Origin of the sequence: Streptomyces malaysiense, assembly GCF_000980885.2 — a bacterium.
Classification (GTDB): Bacteria; Actinomycetota; Actinomycetes; order Streptomycetales; family Streptomycetaceae; genus Streptomyces; species Streptomyces malaysiense.
The window spans coordinates 142,651-158,545 of record NZ_LBDA02000006.1; the positions used below are offsets into that span (position 1 = coordinate 142,651).

Annotated in this window: 15 protein-coding genes; 11 read left to right on the forward strand and 4 right to left on the reverse strand. The window is 73.0% G+C overall.

The window, feature by feature from the left end:
- Positions 1 to 2 precede the first annotated feature (2 nt).
- Together VT52_RS02980 and VT52_RS02985 are read right to left on the reverse strand one after the other, a co-directional pair.
- On the reverse strand, positions 3 to 2,939 hold the full coding sequence (locus VT52_RS02980) for a hypothetical protein (protein ID WP_046427351.1): 2,937 nt from the start codon (positions 2,937 to 2,939) through the stop codon (positions 3 to 5).
- On the reverse strand, positions 2,932 to 4,767 hold the full coding sequence (locus VT52_RS02985; protein ID WP_046427350.1) for an HSP90 family protein: 1,836 nt from the start codon (positions 4,765 to 4,767) through the stop codon (positions 2,932 to 2,934). Before VT52_RS02985 ends, VT52_RS02980 begins: the two co-directional genes overlap by 8 nt.
- Positions 4,768 to 4,968: 201 nt before the next feature.
- On the opposite strand from VT52_RS02985, the gene recG reads away from it, so the two are divergent.
- The 8 genes from recG to mutM all read left to right on the forward strand — a co-directional run bounded on the left by recG (position 4,969) and on the right by mutM (position 12,419).
- Entirely contained in the window at positions 4,969 to 7,194 is a 2,226-nt protein-coding gene (gene recG / locus VT52_RS02990; RefSeq protein ID WP_046427348.1) for an ATP-dependent DNA helicase RecG, read from the forward strand.
- Between the two features lie 106 nt (positions 7,195 to 7,300).
- Positions 7,301 to 7,888 carry a 16S rRNA (guanine(966)-N(2))-methyltransferase RsmD gene (gene rsmD / locus VT52_RS02995; RefSeq protein ID WP_046427346.1) on the forward strand — a complete coding sequence of 196 codons (588 nt, stop codon included), beginning with the start codon at positions 7,301 to 7,303 and terminating at the stop codon, positions 7,886 to 7,888.
- A gap of 26 nt (positions 7,889 to 7,914) precedes the next feature.
- Positions 7,915 to 8,394 carry a pantetheine-phosphate adenylyltransferase gene (coaD, locus tag VT52_RS03000; RefSeq protein WP_046427344.1) on the forward strand — a complete coding sequence of 160 codons (480 nt, stop codon included), beginning with the start codon at positions 7,915 to 7,917 and terminating at the stop codon, positions 8,392 to 8,394.
- Between the two features lie 64 nt (positions 8,395 to 8,458).
- Entirely contained in the window at positions 8,459 to 9,646 is a 1,188-nt protein-coding gene (locus VT52_RS03005) for a cell division initiation protein (RefSeq protein WP_046427342.1), read from the forward strand.
- Between the two features lie 152 nt (positions 9,647 to 9,798).
- On the forward strand, positions 9,799 to 10,443 hold the full coding sequence (locus tag VT52_RS03010; RefSeq protein WP_046427340.1) for a YceD family protein: 645 nt from the start codon (positions 9,799 to 9,801) through the stop codon (positions 10,441 to 10,443).
- 2 nt (positions 10,444 to 10,445) lie between these two features.
- Positions 10,446 to 10,619 (forward strand): 50S ribosomal protein L32, encoded by a 174-nt coding sequence (gene rpmF / locus VT52_RS03015; RefSeq protein WP_003951102.1) that lies wholly within the window; start codon positions 10,446 to 10,448, stop codon positions 10,617 to 10,619.
- 19 nt (positions 10,620 to 10,638) lie between these two features.
- Complete coding sequence (gene rnc, locus VT52_RS03020; protein ID WP_046427338.1) at positions 10,639 to 11,457, forward strand: ribonuclease III; 819 nt, start codon at positions 10,639 to 10,641, stop codon at positions 11,455 to 11,457.
- 101 nt (positions 11,458 to 11,558) lie between these two features.
- On the forward strand, positions 11,559 to 12,419 hold the full coding sequence (gene mutM, locus VT52_RS03025; RefSeq protein ID WP_046427337.1) for a bifunctional DNA-formamidopyrimidine glycosylase/DNA-(apurinic or apyrimidinic site) lyase: 861 nt from the start codon (positions 11,559 to 11,561) through the stop codon (positions 12,417 to 12,419).
- On the opposite strand, the gene VT52_RS03030 is transcribed toward mutM, so the two are convergent.
- On the reverse strand, positions 12,392 to 12,787 hold the full coding sequence (locus VT52_RS03030) for a winged helix-turn-helix transcriptional regulator (protein WP_046427336.1): 396 nt from the start codon (positions 12,785 to 12,787) through the stop codon (positions 12,392 to 12,394). The genes mutM and VT52_RS03030 overlap by 28 nt on opposite strands.
- 104 nt (positions 12,788 to 12,891) lie before the next feature.
- On the opposite strand from VT52_RS03030, the gene VT52_RS03035 reads away from it, so the two are divergent.
- The gene (locus tag VT52_RS03035) at positions 12,892 to 13,476 is read left to right on the forward strand and encodes a flavodoxin family protein (RefSeq protein ID WP_046427335.1); all 585 of its coding nucleotides are present in this window, start codon (positions 12,892 to 12,894) and stop codon (positions 13,474 to 13,476) included.
- A 27-nt stretch (positions 13,477 to 13,503) separates the two neighbouring features.
- On the opposite strand, the gene VT52_RS03040 is transcribed toward VT52_RS03035, so the two are convergent.
- Positions 13,504 to 14,799, reverse strand: coding sequence for a CAP domain-containing protein (locus VT52_RS03040; RefSeq protein WP_046427333.1), 1,296 nt, complete (start codon positions 14,797 to 14,799; stop codon positions 13,504 to 13,506).
- 157 nt (positions 14,800 to 14,956) lie between these two features.
- On the opposite strand from VT52_RS03040, the gene VT52_RS03045 reads away from it, so the two are divergent.
- Together VT52_RS03045 and VT52_RS03050 are read left to right on the forward strand one after the other, a co-directional pair.
- Complete coding sequence (locus VT52_RS03045) at positions 14,957 to 15,238, forward strand: acylphosphatase (protein ID WP_037654594.1); 282 nt, start codon at positions 14,957 to 14,959, stop codon at positions 15,236 to 15,238.
- A gap of 372 nt (positions 15,239 to 15,610) precedes the next feature.
- The gene (locus VT52_RS03050) at positions 15,611 to 15,814 is read left to right on the forward strand and encodes a hypothetical protein (RefSeq protein ID WP_018544743.1); all 204 of its coding nucleotides are present in this window, start codon (positions 15,611 to 15,613) and stop codon (positions 15,812 to 15,814) included.
- Positions 15,815 to 15,895 lie beyond the last annotated feature (81 nt).

The following is a 15,895-nucleotide window of genomic DNA, read 5'->3' on the forward strand; positions in this document are numbered from 1 at the left end:
GCTCACCCCGCCGTGCCGAGCATCCGGGCGGCCTCCGCGCGCCGTGCCCGGACGGTTTCGTCCGTGTCGTCGGCGTTCTCGTAGGCGGCCAGTACGGCGCGGGCACGGGCCGCCGCCTCCTCGGGGCGGCCCAGTTCGGCCGCCAGTCCGGCCGCCGCGAGTTCGGCGTCGGTGCGGTCGTGCAGCCCGGCCGCGCCGAGGGAGCCGAAGAGCGTGACCGCCCGCTCGAAGTGGGCCGCGCCCGGCCCCCCGGCCTGCGCCAGGAGGTCGCCGAACTGGCGGTGGGTCTGGGCCAGTTCATGGGTCAGTCCGTCCAGGGCGCGGGAGTCGGCGGCGTCCTGGCACGCGCGCTCGCACGCCTCCACGGCCTCGGCCATCAGCCCCTCGGCCGCCGGCGTCTCGCGCTCCTCGCGCAGCGCCAGCCACGCACGCGCCCGCAGGGAGCGGACGAGCAGCCGGGTGTCACCCAGGGCGCGCCACAGCTCGCCCGCGCGGGCGTAGGCCCGGTCGGCCTCCGCGGCCAGGCCCGCGCTGTCCAGGGAGTCGGCGGCGAGGTGGGCGAGCGTGGCGTGGTCGCGCTGTTCGGGCCAGTGCCGGGCGATGTCGGCGGCCAGCAGCCGCTGCTCGGCCGCCGCCCGGTGCTCGCCCAGTTCCTGCAGGCAGTCCCCGAGCCACCAGCGGGCCTGTACGACGGCCCCGTCGCCGTGCGTCTCGGCGCGCAGGTCGGCCAGCGCGGACTCCAGCACCTCGGCCGCCTCGGCGCACCGCCCCTGCCGCAGCAGGAATCCGCCCAGCCGCTGCCGCGCCCAGGCACCCGAGGTGCCGGACTCCCCGGCCTCGTCCGCCCAGTGCGTGGCCTGGAGCGCGTGCTCCGCCGCGGCGGCGGCGTCACCGCGTTCCGCCGTCAACTCGGATATCCGAAGGTGCAGTCGCGCCTGTCCGGTCGGTTCCACGTACGGGCCGCCGTGCTCCAGCGCCGCCCGCAGCGCCCGCTCGGCCCCCGCCCGGTCACCGGCCTCCTCGGCCAGCGCGGCGACCTGGACCTCGTACTCCACCGCGCACCACGGCACCCCCGCGCGCACGTACTCCCCGGCGGCCCGCCGCAGCAGTTCCGCCGCCCGCGCACCGTCCCCGCGGGCCCCGGCCAGCTCGGCCAGCATCCCCCAGGACTCGGCGACCCGTGCCGTCAGCCGCACGTCCCCCTCGTCCCGCGTGCCGTGCCGCTCGATCAGGGCCGGCACCTCGCGCACGGCGGCGTCCGCGTCCTCGGCGGGCCCCGCGCCGGTGCGCGCCCGGTGCATCAGGATCCGGGCCCTGCTCATCAGGACCGACGCGGTCTGCCGTATCCCGGTGGCCCCGTCGGCGTACAGCGCGAGGACCTCCTCGGACAGACCGGTCACCCGGGTCAGGGCCGCGTCCGGCTCACCCCGCAGCGCGCGGAAGTAGGCGCCCCGGGCCCGTGCCGCCAGGGCCTCGCCGGGGTCGTCCGCCGCCGCGTACAGCTCGGCCGCCCGCTCGAACAGCTCCGCGCCCTCCGGCCCCCGGGACATGGCCTCGTGATCGGCGACCGCCGCGCGGTCCGCCGGGGAGAGTCCGCCGTCACCGGCGGCCCGCGCCACCGCGGCCCAGGCCTCCGGCGCCTCCGGGCGCAGGGTGTCCGCCAGCCGGCGCGCCTCGCTGAGGAGAGCGGGCAGACCGGGCCGACCGGGCTCACCTGGGAGAGCTTCGGCACCGGGGAGAGCCTGGGCGTCGGGGAGCGCGCGCGGGCCGGACGGACCGGACGCGGCGGCGGGGGACGACGGGGGAGCGGCCGCCGGAACCGTGCGGGGGGTGCGGACGCCCAGCGGGAGCCGGTCCAGCAGCGGCCGCCGGGCCATCCGCGCCCGCGTCCGGTCGCCGACGTGCGACGTGCCGTTGCGCGCGTCGAAACGCGTCGCCAGGGCCAGTGCCTCGGTGCGGGCGTGGGCCGCGAGGTCCCGTGCCGTCCAGGCGCGCCCGGCGGGGCCCGGTACCCGTTCGTCGCCGAGGCCCAGCCCGGTCAGGCGGTCGGTCAGCAGGGCCACCACGGCCAGGAAGTCCAGCCGGCTGCGCGGATGCCCGCTGTCCGTGAAGTAGGCGGGCCGCTCGGCCAGCAGCTCCAGGGCGCGCGCCTCGTTGCCGGTCAGCGCGCAGAACTCCACGTGCTCGGCGTACGCGGCCCGCATGCTCTCCATGGGCCGCACCAGCCGCAGCCCCCGCAGATGGTGGGCACGGGCCTCCTCCGCGCGGCCCAGCCGCAGCAGCGGGACCAGGGACGCGGCGAGCACCGAGTGCGGCTCGTGCGCACAGCTGAACTCGCCCTCCAGCACGGGCCGCCACGCCGTGAGCGCCTCGGCGTCCCGGCCCCGCTCCACCTGCCACAGGCCCTGCCCGTACAGCTCGCAGGCATGGCAGTCGGCCATCCGGTCCCGGTCGGCGGCCAGCCACGCGGCGTACGCCCGCTCCGCCCGCGCCAGGTCCCCGACGTGCGCGGCCACGCTGAACTCGGCGCTGCGCACCGCCCGTTCGGAGTGCCCGGCGAGCCGGTAGCGGTGCTCCATCTCGCCCAGCCACTTCTCGATCGAGGCGAGCGGGACGTGCGGCTGGTCCAGCATGCCCGCCGACATCCACTTGAAGACCCAGTGCAGCGAATGCGTCTCGTACGCGTCGAAGTCCCCGGGCCGCTCGTCCCACATGCGCAGCAGGCGCGCGAAGGGGACGAACATCTTGTCCTTCTCGGAGCTGTAGTTGTAGACGCTCAGCTGGTGCCCGAGCGCCTCGATCACGGCCAGCGGAACGTCCAGCCCCTCGGCCGCGGCCAGCAGCCGCTCCGCGCGGGCGTTGCGGGCCGGGCCCTCGGGCTGCTCGGCGTTCTCCGCCATCGCCCGGCGCAGCGCCGGCAGGTCGGTGATCTCAGTCATGGTCCGTCCCCCGCGTCGCCCACTCCAGCAGATCGACGAACGCCCGGTTGAGCAGCGCGGAGTCCGCGGGCCGCAGCGGCCGCTGCGCCATCAGCAGCGCCTGCCCGTACAGCGACTCGACCGCGGTGCCGATCAGCTCCGGATCGTCCAGTGAACTCACCTTCCGGATCAGCGGGTTGAGATGGTTGAGCACCAGCCGGGCGCGGGGTGCGCCGCCGCGCAGCGAGCCCAGGATGCCCGCCCACAGATCGTCGGCCTGCTCCTCGGCCGCCGCGCGGGCCTGCTCGTGCCGGGCCGCCCGGTCGTCCAAATGCAGCGCCGGCACCGACAGCGGGTGGAAGGCGCGCAGCACGACGTCGCAGCCCAGCGGGTCCAGTTTCGCCCGCGCCGTCGCCAGGAACCCGGTGAGCAGCAGCTCCACGCCCGGCTCGACGCCGTCCAGATGCGCGGTCACGGTGTCCGCGTCCAGTTCGGCGACCACCGTCCCCGGCCGCACCGACGGCAGCGCCTCGATCAGCTCGCTGTCGTAGGTGTAACCGCCGTTGACCACGCCCACGCCCTGCGCCGAGGCGATCGCCGCGACCTGCCGGTACTCCTCGACGCTACGGGTGAAGTGCACCACCGGGTGCCGGCGCGCGAACTCCGCCAGCGACACCTGTCCGTCGGTCGTCTCGAACGGCAGCCACGGCAGCATCGTGCGCAGCATCTCGTGGTCGTGCCGCGCCAGCGACTTGACCCCGAGGTGGTGCACGGCGAGGAACGCCGCGAGCCGCTCCGGGTCACCGGCCGCGAGAGCGGTCAGCCAGCCGCGGATCCGCTCGCCGAGCGCGTCCCGCACGGCGGCCAGCGTCTCGTCCTCGTACAGCGACTCGCGCGAGGCGGTGGGCCGCAGGCTGTCGGTGTCCAGCACACAGCGCACGAAGAACGCCCAGTCGGGCAGCAGCTGTTCGGCCCGCTCGGTGAGCAGCATGCCCTTGAGGTGCACCCGGTGCGTCGCCCGTTGCGCCGGGCTCACCGCGGACGGCAGCACATAGGCCACCCCGCGGACCCCGGCCAGCGGCACGTCCAGGTCGATCGAGTCCAGCGGGGTGAACCCGAACAGCCCCCGGCAGTGCCCGGCCAGCGCCACCCGGCGTGCGCCGGGGCTCGGATACGACCGGTCCCAGGGCGCGGGCAGTTCGGTGACCGGTTCCTCGTCCACCCGGACGTCGTAGGGCAGCAGCGCGCCGAAGTCCCGGGCCAGTGCGCGCACCCGCTCGGGCGCAAGCCACTCGGCCGCCCCGGGCCGGGGCGTCAGCTGCACCGTCGTACCGGGCTCGGACCGGGCCGTGCCGGGCAGCGTCCGCACCGTGTACGAGCCGTCGTCGCGCGCCGTCCACTCCACCGGGGGCGCGTGCGGGGTGCGGGCGCTGCGGCTGACCACGCGGATCCGCTCGGCGACGACGAAGCAGGCGAGCAGGCCGATGCCGAACTGGCCGAGGAAACCGGAGCGGGCCTCCTGGAGCCCCTCGGCGCGCTTGGAGCTGCGCCCGATGGTCGCCAGCAGCTCGTGCACGTCCGACTCGGTGAGCCCGATGCCGCTGTCCGTCACGCTCAGGCCGCCGTCCGCGGTGTGCAGCCGGACCACCGCCGGGGCGCCGGGCGCGAGGGCCCGCCGGGCGGTGACGGCGTCCACCGCGTTCTGGAGCAGCTCGCGCAGATAGACCTTGGGGCTGGAGTAGAGGTGGTGGGAGAGGAGATCGACCAGACCGCGCAGATCGACCTGGAACGTGTGGGGGGGTAGGGGAGACTGCGAGGACTGGGATGACTGTGGGGTCTGGGAATCCATCGTCACTGCGCCGAAGGGGGAGGACGCGGCGCGGGGTCGGGCGGTCCCGCAGCAGGGGGCGGTGACCGCGAAGGACGGCCGGAACGCGTCATCCTAGGGCCGGAACCGCCGGGCCGACCAGGGGCTATCGGGACCGGTACGGCATCCCGCGACGAACCCGTGGGACAGGCGTGTACGGCATTGTCGGTGCGGTGGTGTGCAATGGATCTCGTGCCCGCACCGGAAGAACCACTGAAACAGCCGCTGAAGTCAGTGCTCGGCCCCGCCACCGCGAAGGTGATGGCCGAGCACCTGGGCCTGCACACCGTCGGCGACCTCCTGCACCACTACCCGCGCAGGTACGAGGAGCGCGGCCAGCTCACCCACCTCGCCGACCTCCCCATGGACGAGCACGTCACCGTCGTCGCCCAGGTCGCAGACGCCCGCCTGCACTCCTTCGCCTCCTCCCGGGCGCCCCGCGGCAAGGGCCAGCGCCTGGAGGTCACCATCACCGACGGCAGCGGCCGCCTCCAGCTGGTCTTCTTCGGCAACGGCGTGCACAAGCCGCACAAGGACCTGCTGCCGGGCACCCGCGCGATGTTCGCCGGCAAGGTCTCGGTCTTCAACCGCCGCCTCCAGCTCGCCCACCCCGCCTACGAGCTGCTGCACGGCGAGGGCGAGGGCGAGGAGGCCGTCGAGTCCTGGGCGGGCGCCCTGATCCCGCTCTACCCGGCCACCGCCAAACTGGAGTCCTGGAAGATCGGCAAGGCGGTGCAGACGGTCCTGCCCGCCGCCCAGGAGGCACTGGACCCGCTGCCGCCCGCCCTGCGCGAGGGCCGCGGCCTGCTCCCGCTCCCCGAGGCCCTGCTCAAGATCCACCGCCCGCACACCAAGGCCGACATCGCGGACGCCCGCGCCCGCCTCAAGTGGGACGAGGCGTTCGTCCTCCAGGTCGCCCTGGCCCGCCGCCGGTACGCCGACGCCCAGCTCCCGGCGGTCGCCCGCCGCCCTCGGGCGGACGGCCTCCTCACCGCCTTCGACGACCGGCTGCCGTTCACCCTCACCGAGGGCCAGCGGAAGGTCTCCCGCGAGATCTTCGCCGATCTCGCCACCGAACACCCCATGCACCGGCTCCTGCAGGGCGAGGTCGGCAGCGGCAAGACGCTGGTGGCCCTTCGCGCCATGCTCGCCGTGGTCGACGCGGGCGGGCAGGCCGCCATGCTCGCGCCGACCGAGGTGCTGGCACAGCAGCATCACCGGTCGATCACCGAGATGATGGGCGACCTGGCCGAGGGCGGCATGCTGGGCGGCACCGAACACGCCACCAAGGTGGTGCTGCTGACCGGTTCCATGGGCGCCGCGGCCCGCCGCAAGGCCCTGCTCGACCTGGCCACCGGCGAGGCCGGCGTCGTCGTCGGCACCCACGCCCTGATCGAGGACAAGGTCCGGTTCCACGACCTCGGGCTGGTCGTCGTGGACGAACAGCACCGCTTCGGTGTCGAACAGCGCGACGCGCTGCGCGGCAAGGGCAGCCGGCCCCCGCACCTCCTGGTCATGACGGCCACCCCGATCCCGCGCACGGTCGCCATGACCGTCTTCGGCGACCTGGAGACCTCCGTGCTCGACCAGCTCCCGGCGGGCCGCTCCCCGATCGCCAGCCATGTCGTCCCGGCCGCCGACAAACCCCACTTCCTGGCCCGCGCCTGGGAACGGGTGCGCGAGGAGGTGGAGAACGGCCATCAGGCGTACGTCGTCTGCCCCCGCATCGGGGACGAGGAGGACGACCCGAAGAAGGCGGCCGGCCGGAAGTCCCCCGAGGACGAGGCCGAGAAGCGGCCCCCGCTCGCGGTCCTCGACGTGGCCGGCCAACTGGCCGAGGGCCCTCTCCGGGGCCTGCGGGTCGAGGTGCTGCACGGCCGTATGCACCCCGACGACAAGGACGCCGTGATGCGCCGCTTCACCGCGGGCGAGACCGACGTACTGGTCGCCACCACGGTCATCGAGGTGGGCGTGAACGTCCCGAACGCCACCGCGATGGTCATCATGGACGCAGACCGCTTCGGCGTCTCGCAGCTCCACCAGCTGCGCGGCCGCGTGGGCCGCGGCTCCGCGCCCGGCCTGTGCCTCCTGGTCACCGAGATGCCCGAGGCGAGCGCCGCCCGCCAGCGGCTGAACGCGGTCGCCGCCACCCTCGACGGCTTCGAGCTCTCCCGCATCGACCTCGAACAGCGCCGCGAGGGCGACGTCCTCGGCCAGGCCCAGTCCGGCGCCCGCTCCAGCCTGCGCGTCCTGGAGGTCATCGAGGACGAGGAGGTCATCGCGGAGGCGAGGAGCGAGGCGATGGCCCTGGTGACGGCGGACCCGGACCTGGAGCGTCTGCCGGGCCTGCGGACGGCCCTGGACGCCCTGGTGGACGAGGAGCGGGAGCGGTACCTGGAGAAGGGCTGAGGCGTGCCCGGCCGGGGGTGCGGGGCCGCGCCGGACCTGCGGCTGCCGCCGCGGGCCGCGACCAGCCACAATGAACGCTGTAGCCGCCCACGACGAAGGACCACACATGACCCGCGTGATCGCCGGCGCAGCCGGCGGACGTCGCCTCGCAGTCCCACCGGGAACGGGCACCCGCCCGACATCCGACCGCGCACGCGAAGGTCTCTTCTCCACCTGGCAGTCCCTCCTCGGCGGCCCCCTGGAGGGCGAGCGCGTCCTCGACCTCTACGCCGGCTCCGGCGCCGTCGGCCTGGAAGCACTCTCCCGCGGCGCGGGCCACACCCTCCTCGTCGAGGCCGACGCCCGTGCCGCGCGGACCGTCCGCGAGAACGTGAAGAACCTGGGCCTTCCCGGCGCCGAGGTCAGAGCGGGCAAAGCCGAACAAGTCATCAGGACCGCTCCCCCTGCCGCCCCGTACGACCTGGTCTTCCTCGATCCCCCCTACGCCGTCACCGACGACGATCTTCGCGAGATTCTCCTCACACTCCGCACGGAGGGGTGGCTCGCGACGGACGCGCTGGTCACCGTGGAGCGCAGCACCAGAGGCGGCGAATTCCACTGGCCGGACGGCTTCGAGGCGATCCGGTCCCGTCGCTACGGCGAGGGAACGTTTTGGTACGGTCGCGCCGCCTCTACGTGCGAAGACGCACGATGACCGGACCGGAGAGCGAGGGATCACAAGTGCGCCGCGCCGTCTGTCCCGGGTCGTTCGACCCGATCACCAACGGACATCTCGACATCATCGCCCGAGCCTCCCGGCTGTACGACGAGGTCTACGTCGCGGTGATGATCAACCAGTCCAAGAAGGGCCTGTTCGAGGTCGAGGAGCGGATCGAGCTGATCCGTGAGGTCACCTCGGAGTTCGCCAACGTACGGGTCGAGACCCACCACGGCCTCCTCGTGGACTTCTGCAAGCAGCGCGACATCCCCGCCATCGTCAAGGGCCTGCGGGCCGTCAGCGACTTCGACTACGAACTCCAGATGGCCCAGATGAACAACGGCCTCACCGGGGTCGAGACGCTGTTCGTGCCGACCAACCCCACGTACAGCTTCCTGTCCTCCTCGCTCGTCAAGGAGGTCGCGGCCTGGGGCGGCGACGTCTCCCACCTGGTGCCGCCGCAGATCCTCGACGCCCTCAACAGACGGTTGCGCAAGGACTGATGGGACTTGGGACTACAGTCGTCCCGTCCGTCTCCGATCCGGCTGTAGGAAGTGGCGAGCACAGGTGGACGTGCAGAAGAAGCTCGACGAGATCGTCTCCGCGGTCGCCGGCGCACGGGCCATGCCCATGTCGGCGTCCTGCGTGATCAACCGCGCCGACCTGCTCGCGTTGCTGGAAGAGGTGCGCCAGGCACTGCCCGGCTCCCTCGCGCAGGCGCAGGAGCTGATCGGCGACCGGGAGCAGATGGTCGAGCAGGCCCGCCAGGAGGCCGAGCGGATCATCGAGACCGCGCACGCCGAGCGTGGCTCGCTGGTCTCCGGCACCGAGGTCGCCCGCCGCTCCCAGACCGAGGCGGACCGGATCCTCACCGAGGCCCGCCAGGAGGCCGAGGAGGTCCGCGCCGAGGCCGACGACTACGTCGACTCCAAGCTCGCCAACTTCGAGGTCGTGCTCACCAAGACCCTGGGCTCGGTCGGCCGCGGCCGCGAGAAGCTCCTCGGCACCGGCCCGGGGCTGGACGAGAACGGCTACGAGGACGAGGACGCCCCCGAGCGCAGCCTGGACCCCGAGACCCTGCGGCACAACGCCGACGCGTACGTGGACGCGAAGCTGGGCGCCTTCGAGGCGGTGCTCGCCAAGACCCTGGAGGCGGTCGGCCGCGGCCGGCAGAAGCTGCACGGCCGGATCGCCACCGACGACCTCGGCGCCCTCGCCGACGACACCACGACCTTCCAGCACTCCAGCGACGCCGACTACCTCGCCGACCTGGCCGCCCTCGCGGACACCCCGGCCGAGCGCCCGGCGGCCCGGCAGGAGCAGCCGTCGTACGAGCCCCGCCCCGAGCGGCCCTCGTACGAGCCGGGGGCCGAGCCCGCGTACGAGCCGGAGGCCGAGCCCGCGTACGACCAGCGGCCGGAGCGGTCGCCGTACGAGCAGCAGCCCGAGCGGCCCGCGTACGAGCCGCAGCCCGCCTACGGCGCCTACGACCAGCAGCAGGACCCCTACACCGGTTTTCCCCAGCAGGGCGGCTACGGCGGACAGGACTCCTACGGCTACCAGCAGGCCGACCCCTACGGGTACCAGGGCGGCTACGCCCAGCAGGGCGCGTACGACGCCCAGCAGCTGTCCCAGGCGCCGCAGCACTCCCAGCCGCAGCAGGACTACGCTCTGGACGAGACCAGCCTCTTCGACACCAGCATGATCAGCGCGGAGCAGCTGCGGGCGTACGAGCAGGGCCGCGGTACCCGCTGACGGGGCCGGATTGGGCCCTGAGCGCAAGGTCCAGTATCCTGGCTCTTCGGTCGCGCGTGCCCTGACGCTCGCGTACGGAATCGCCCGCGACCACCGCCGCCCGGAAACACCGACGGGCGGTGTCCCTCCGAGTTCGCAGATCGAAAGCAGGAATGGCTTCCAACGCCCGCCTCGACCACCGCAACCCCCTCGTGTTCGACACTCACGAGCTGGGTCGGCGTCCTGGTGCGCTGCAGCGCCTGACCCGCGAGATCGACGCCCCCGGGGATCTCGGCATCCCGGGAGTCATCGAAGTGCCGGAAGGCACCCCGGTGGAACTCGGGCTCCGGCTTGAGTCGGTCATGGAAGGGGTGCTCGTCACAGGCACCGCCCGTGCAACGGCCAAGGGGGAGTGCGTAAGGTGTCTGGAGCCGGTCGGGCTTGAGCTCGACGCGGACTTCCAGGAGATGTTCTCGTACCCTGACGCCGACGACCGGGGCCGTGTGATCGCGGAACCGGGCGACGACGCCGAGGACGACGAGGACAGGCTCTTCATCGAGGACGGTCTTTTCGACCTCGAACCCGTGCTGCGTGATGCGGTGGTGCTCGCACTGCCGATGCAGCCGGTGTGCCAGGAAGACTGCCCGGGTCTGTGCTCCGAGTGCGGAGCCCGGCTCGCGGACGACCCGGAACACCATCATGACGCCGTCGACATCCGTTGGGCGGCTTTGCAGGGACTCGCCGGCACCACGACGGACGGCGAGAAGGACGAGATGAGCGGCGCCGAAGCGGGCGTCGACGAGAAGCAGGAGAAGTAGCCGTGGCTGTTCCGAAGCGGAAGATGTCGCGCAGCAACACGCGCCACCGCCGGTCGCAGTGGAAGGCTGCGGTCCCCACCCTGGTTGCGTGCGAGCGCTGCCACGAGCCCAAGCAGCAGCACATCGCGTGCCCGTCTTGCGGCACCTACAACAAGCGCCAGGTCCTCGAAGTCTGAGCGGTTGGTGAGAGGCCCGATGACAGACGCGAAAGCCGCTAGTCCCCGCCAGCGCGGGGGCAGCTCACTGGCCTCGTCCCACACAGTTCTGGAAGGGCGGCTCGGCTACCAGGTCGAGTCCGCCCTTCTGGTGCGTGCGCTCACCCACCGTTCCTACGCGTACGAGAACGGCGGTCTGCCGACGAACGAGCGGCTGGAGTTCCTCGGGGACTCCGTGCTCGGCCTCGTCGTGACGGACACGCTGTACCGCACCCACCCCGACCTGCCCGAGGGCCAACTGGCCAAGCTGCGGGCCGCGGTGGTCAACTCGCGTGCGCTGGCGGAGGTGGGGCGCGGCCTCGACCTCGGCGCCTTCATCCGGCTCGGCCGGGGTGAAGAGGGCACGGGTGGCAGGGACAAGGCGTCCATCCTCGCCGACACCCTTGAAGCGGTGATCGGCGCGGTCTATCTCGACCAGGGCCTCGACGCGGCGTCCGAGCTGGTGCACCGGCTCTTCGACCCGCTGATCGAGAAGTCCTCCAACCTGGGCGCGGGCCTGGACTGGAAGACGTCGCTCCAGGAGCTGACCGCGATCGAGGGGCTCGGTGTGCCCGAGTACCTGGTCACGGAGACCGGCCCCGACCACGAGAAGACCTTCACTGCTGCCGCCCGCGTCGGAGGCGTCTCGTACGGCACCGGCACCGGCCGCAGCAAGAAGGAGGCGGAGCAGCAGGCCGCCGAGTCCGCATGGCGTGCCATCAAGGCCGCCGCGGACGAGCGCGCCAAGGCGGCGACGGAGGCCGAGCAGGCCGTCGCCCGAGCCGCCGCGGACGACGGCACGTCGTCCGCCACCGCCTGACGAAAGCAGCACCGAGCGCCCGCCCCACCGGTTCCGGACGGGGCGGGCGCTCTCTTCGCAGTGCCCTTCCGTTTCGTACAGCGCTTTCCACGGGGGTTTCGATGCCCGAGTTGCCCGAGGTCGAGGTCGTCCGGCGGGGGCTGGCGCGGTGGGTGGCCCACCGCACCGTCGCCGAGACCGAGGTGCTGCACCCGCGCGCCGTACGCCGTCATGTGGCCGGCGGCGAGGACTTCGCGCACCGGCTCAAGGGACATCACATCGGCGACCCCAGCCGGCGCGGCAAGTACCTGTGGCTACCGCTGGAGGAGACGAACCAGTCGGTCCTCGCGCATCTCGGGATGAGCGGGCAGCTGCTGGTGCAGCCGCGGGAGACGCCGGACGAGAAGCACCTGCGCATCCGGATCCGGTTCGCCGACTCGCTCGGCACCGAACTGCGCTTCGTGGACCAACGCACCTTCGGCGGGCTGTCGTTGCACGACAACACCCCGGACGGGCTGCCCGACGTCATCGCGCACATCGCCCGCGACCCCCTCGACGCGCTCTTCGACGACGAGGCCTTCCACCAGGCGCTGCGCCGCAAGCGCAGCACCGTCAAGCGGGCTCTGCTGGACCAGTCGCTGATCAGCGGCGTCGGCAACATCTACGCGGACGAGGCCCTGTGGCGCGCCCGCATCCACTACGAGCGTCCGACCGCGAACTTCACCCGCCCGGTCACGGCCGAACTCCTCGGCCACATCCGGGACGTGATGAACGCGGCCCTCGCCGTCGGCGGCACCAGCTTCGACAGCCTGTACGTCAACGTCAACGGCGAGTCGGGCTACTTCGACCGTTCGCTCGACGCCTACGGCCGCGAGGGCGAGCCCTGCCGCCGCTGCGGCACCCCCATGCGGCGCCGCCCCTGGATGAACCGCTCCAGCTACTTCTGCCCGAAGTGTCAGCGGGCGCCGCGCGCCTCGTCGTAACGCTCGCGCGAGGCCAGCACCTCGTCCATGGCGCCCTCCACGCACTCGATGAGGGAGAGCAGGCGCCCGGCGACCTCGCGGCCGAGCGGCGTCAGCTCGTAGTCGACGCGGGGCGGGTTGGTCGGCTGGGCCTCGCGGTGCACCAGGCCGTCGCGCTCCAGCGCGTGCAGGGTCTGGGAGAGCATCTTCTCGCTGACCCCGTCGACGCGGCGGCGCAGCTCGTTGAAGCGCAGTGAGCCCTCGGACAGCGCGCCGAGCGTCAGTCCGCCCCAGCGCCCCGTGACGTTCTCCAGCGTGCAGCGGGAGGGGCATGCCTTGGCGAAGACGTTGTAGGCGAGCTCGTCGGGCTCCTGGGCATGTGCGGTCATGACACAAGGGTACGCCCATGCAGCGCTAACCAAGGGGTTGCACTAACTCCTGGTTAGTGCTTTCCTTTTCTCGCCGTTACTGAGCTGCCCTTCCGAGGAGAGTCATGACCAGCCCCGTTGTTTCCATCGCCTACCACTCCGGCTACGGCCACACCGCCGTCCTCGCCGAGGCCGTACGAGCCGGTGCCGTCGAGGCGGGCGCCGAGGCGCACCTGATCAAGGTGGACGAGATCACCGAGGAGCAGTGGGGGATGCTCGACCGCTCCGACGCGATCGTCTTCGGCTCGCCCACCTACATGGGCACCGCCTCCGGCGCCTTCCACGTCTTCGGCGAGGCGACCTCCTCGCGCTGGGCCGGCCAGGACTGGCAGGACAAGCTGGCCGCCGGCTTCACCAACTCCGGCTCCAAGAGCGGCGACAAGCTGCACACGCTCCAGTTCTTCCAGACGCTCGCCGCGCAGCACGGCATGCACTGGGTGAACCTCGGCCTGCTCCCGGGCTGGAACAGCAGCACCGCCTCCGAGAACGACCTCAACCGTCTCGGCTTCTTCGCCGGCGCCGCCGCCCAGACCGACACGGACCAGGGTCCCGAGGGCGTGCACAAGGCGGACATCGCCACGGCCGAGCACCTCGGGCGCCGGGTGGCCCAGACCGCTCGGACGTTCGCGCGGGGCCGGATCGCCGCGTAACCGGCCTGACGGGCGGGGGAGTCCGGCTCAGTCGCCGAACTCCGCGGTCCACCAGGGGCCGCCCGCGCCGAAGTGCACGCCGACGCCGAGGGTGTGGAAGTCGGGGTCGAGGATGTTGGCGCGGTGCTGGGGGCTGGCCATCCACGCCTTCACCACGGCCGCCGGGTCCGCCGGGCCGCGCGCGATGTTCTCGGCGCCGAGTCCGGTGACACCGGCCGCCGCCGCCCGGTCCCACGGCGTCTTCCCGTCCGGGTCGGTGTCGGAGAAGAAGCCCCGCGCCGCCATGTCGTCGCTGAACGACTCGGCCAGGTTCGTCAGTGCCGAGTTCGCGGCCAGCGGGCCGCACCCCGCCTTGGCCCGCTCGTCGTTGACCAGCTTCAGCACCTGGGCCTCGGCGGCGGCTTGCGCGGAGACGGTCACGGGCGGGACGGACGGCCGGGGGGCCGCCGTCCTCGTCGGGGTCGGGGTGGGCTTCGTCCTGGTGGGGGAGGGCCTGGGCTTCGGAGGGGCGGGGGCGGCCGGTGGGCTCTTGCGGGCGCCGGGCTTCGCGGACGGGGTCGCCGCGGTGGACTTCGCGGGTTTCGGCGGGGCCGGCGAGGCGGAGGCGGATGCCGACGGCGGGGCCGACGCGGACGTCGTGGGCGCCGGCGACGACGACGGCGTCGGGGCGGCGGAGGAGGACGGCCGCGCGGTGTCCCGGCCGGACGCCGGACCGCCGGCACCGGTACCCGTGTCCGAGCGCCCGGTGTCCGAGCCGCCGGTGTTCGCGCTGCCGGACGTGCCGCCCTGCGCGTCGTCCGTGTTGCCGGGAGAGCCCGCCACCCGGATCCGGTCGTCACCGGTGGCGTGGGAGCCGCCGCCGAGGCGGTAGCCCTGGAAGCCCGGGACCACACCGGCGGCCACCGCCGCAGTGCCCAGGGCGACGGCCACGCACATCCCGAGCAGCGTCATGCTCACCGCGCGCCCGGCCTGCTTCTGCCGCCGCCGGCCACGGTCGGGGCCCTCACCGGGGTGCCGCCCGTGGCCGTCGCCCGCGTCCGCGCCGGGGGCTTCGCCGGGGCCTTCCGCCGCGGTGGAACCGCCCGCCGGACCGTCCGCCGCCCCCGGGCCCGCGTGCGACGGGATGCCGGGCCCGGCCGCGAAGAGATACGCGTCCGCCCTGGCCTTCGCCGCCGCGTACGTCTCGGGGTTCAGGTAGGGCGCGGTGCCCATCGGTATCGGCGCCGTGGGCGCGGCCGCCGGATCGTCGTTCCCGGCGGCGCGGGCGCGCGGGTCCTCGCCCTCCGCGGCGCGGCCGCCGTCCGAGCGTCGGTGGCGTCCCATGACCTTGCCCTCTTCCTCGTTCTTCCTTGGTGCTTCTGGCCAGCCCAACCCACTCGATCGAGTGAGTTTCCCCGGGGATGCGCCCGCGTGCGGACCGTACCTCATGCCCTCCGGGGGCGATGTGTCCCGAACGACACCGGCCGGTTAGGTTGCCCCCATGAGTGAGGATGTTCGACTGGTCGCCTGGGTGCGTGGACACGTGCAGGGCGTGGGATTCCGGTGGTTCACACGCGCCAAGGCGCTGGAGATCGGCGGTCTGAGTGGTTTTGCTCTCAATTTGGCGGACGGCCGGGTCCAGGTCGTCGCCGAGGGCGCGCGCGAGGGCTGCGAGGGGCTGCTCGGCTGGCTCCAGGGGGCCGACACGCCCGGCCGTGTCGACGGTGTCACCGAGATCTGGGACACACCCCGCGGCGGCTACGACGGCTTCGCGATCCGCTGAGCCGGAGCCGCCCCGATCCCGGCCGCCGGGCCCCTCGGACGGTGGTCCGGAGCGGAAACGGCCTGGTGGTTGCCAAGGAGGGCGCAGCGTGGCAGGCTCCGCAGGTACAGCTGATCGCTGCGCCCCAGGGCCTGGGCGACCCGCCGCTCCGCCGTGTCCTTCCGGCCGAGCGCCCCGGTCCCCCCGCCAATACGGGGTGTGATCGTGTTGACCGTCAAACTTTTTGGTGAGACGCTGAAAGCCCCGCGCACCCTAGCTGTTTGGCATGGAGCAACAGCAGAGCAACATTCGGATGTGCCAAGCACCGCGGGTGCGAATCCCTCACGACCCACACCGCATCGGTCGGTCACTCAGTGTGGAGGACCATCCATCATGGCAAAGGCGCTTCTCGGTTACGTCGGCGGCTCCGACCCTCGACTCCTCGCCGAGATGCGACGGCTGCAGCAGCGCGTACAGGACCTGGAGTCCGAGCTGGTCAGGATCCAGGCGGAGAACGACGCGCTGGCGGCTGCCGCCTCTCAGGACAGGATCATGGAGAGCATCGACGCACACCAGGCGGAGCCTGCGCTCACCTGATCGCCGCATCGCTTCACGGCAGCAGCGGTCGGGCGGCCCGTATCAACCGCTCTACAGACCGGACGGCCGGCATCCGAGGCC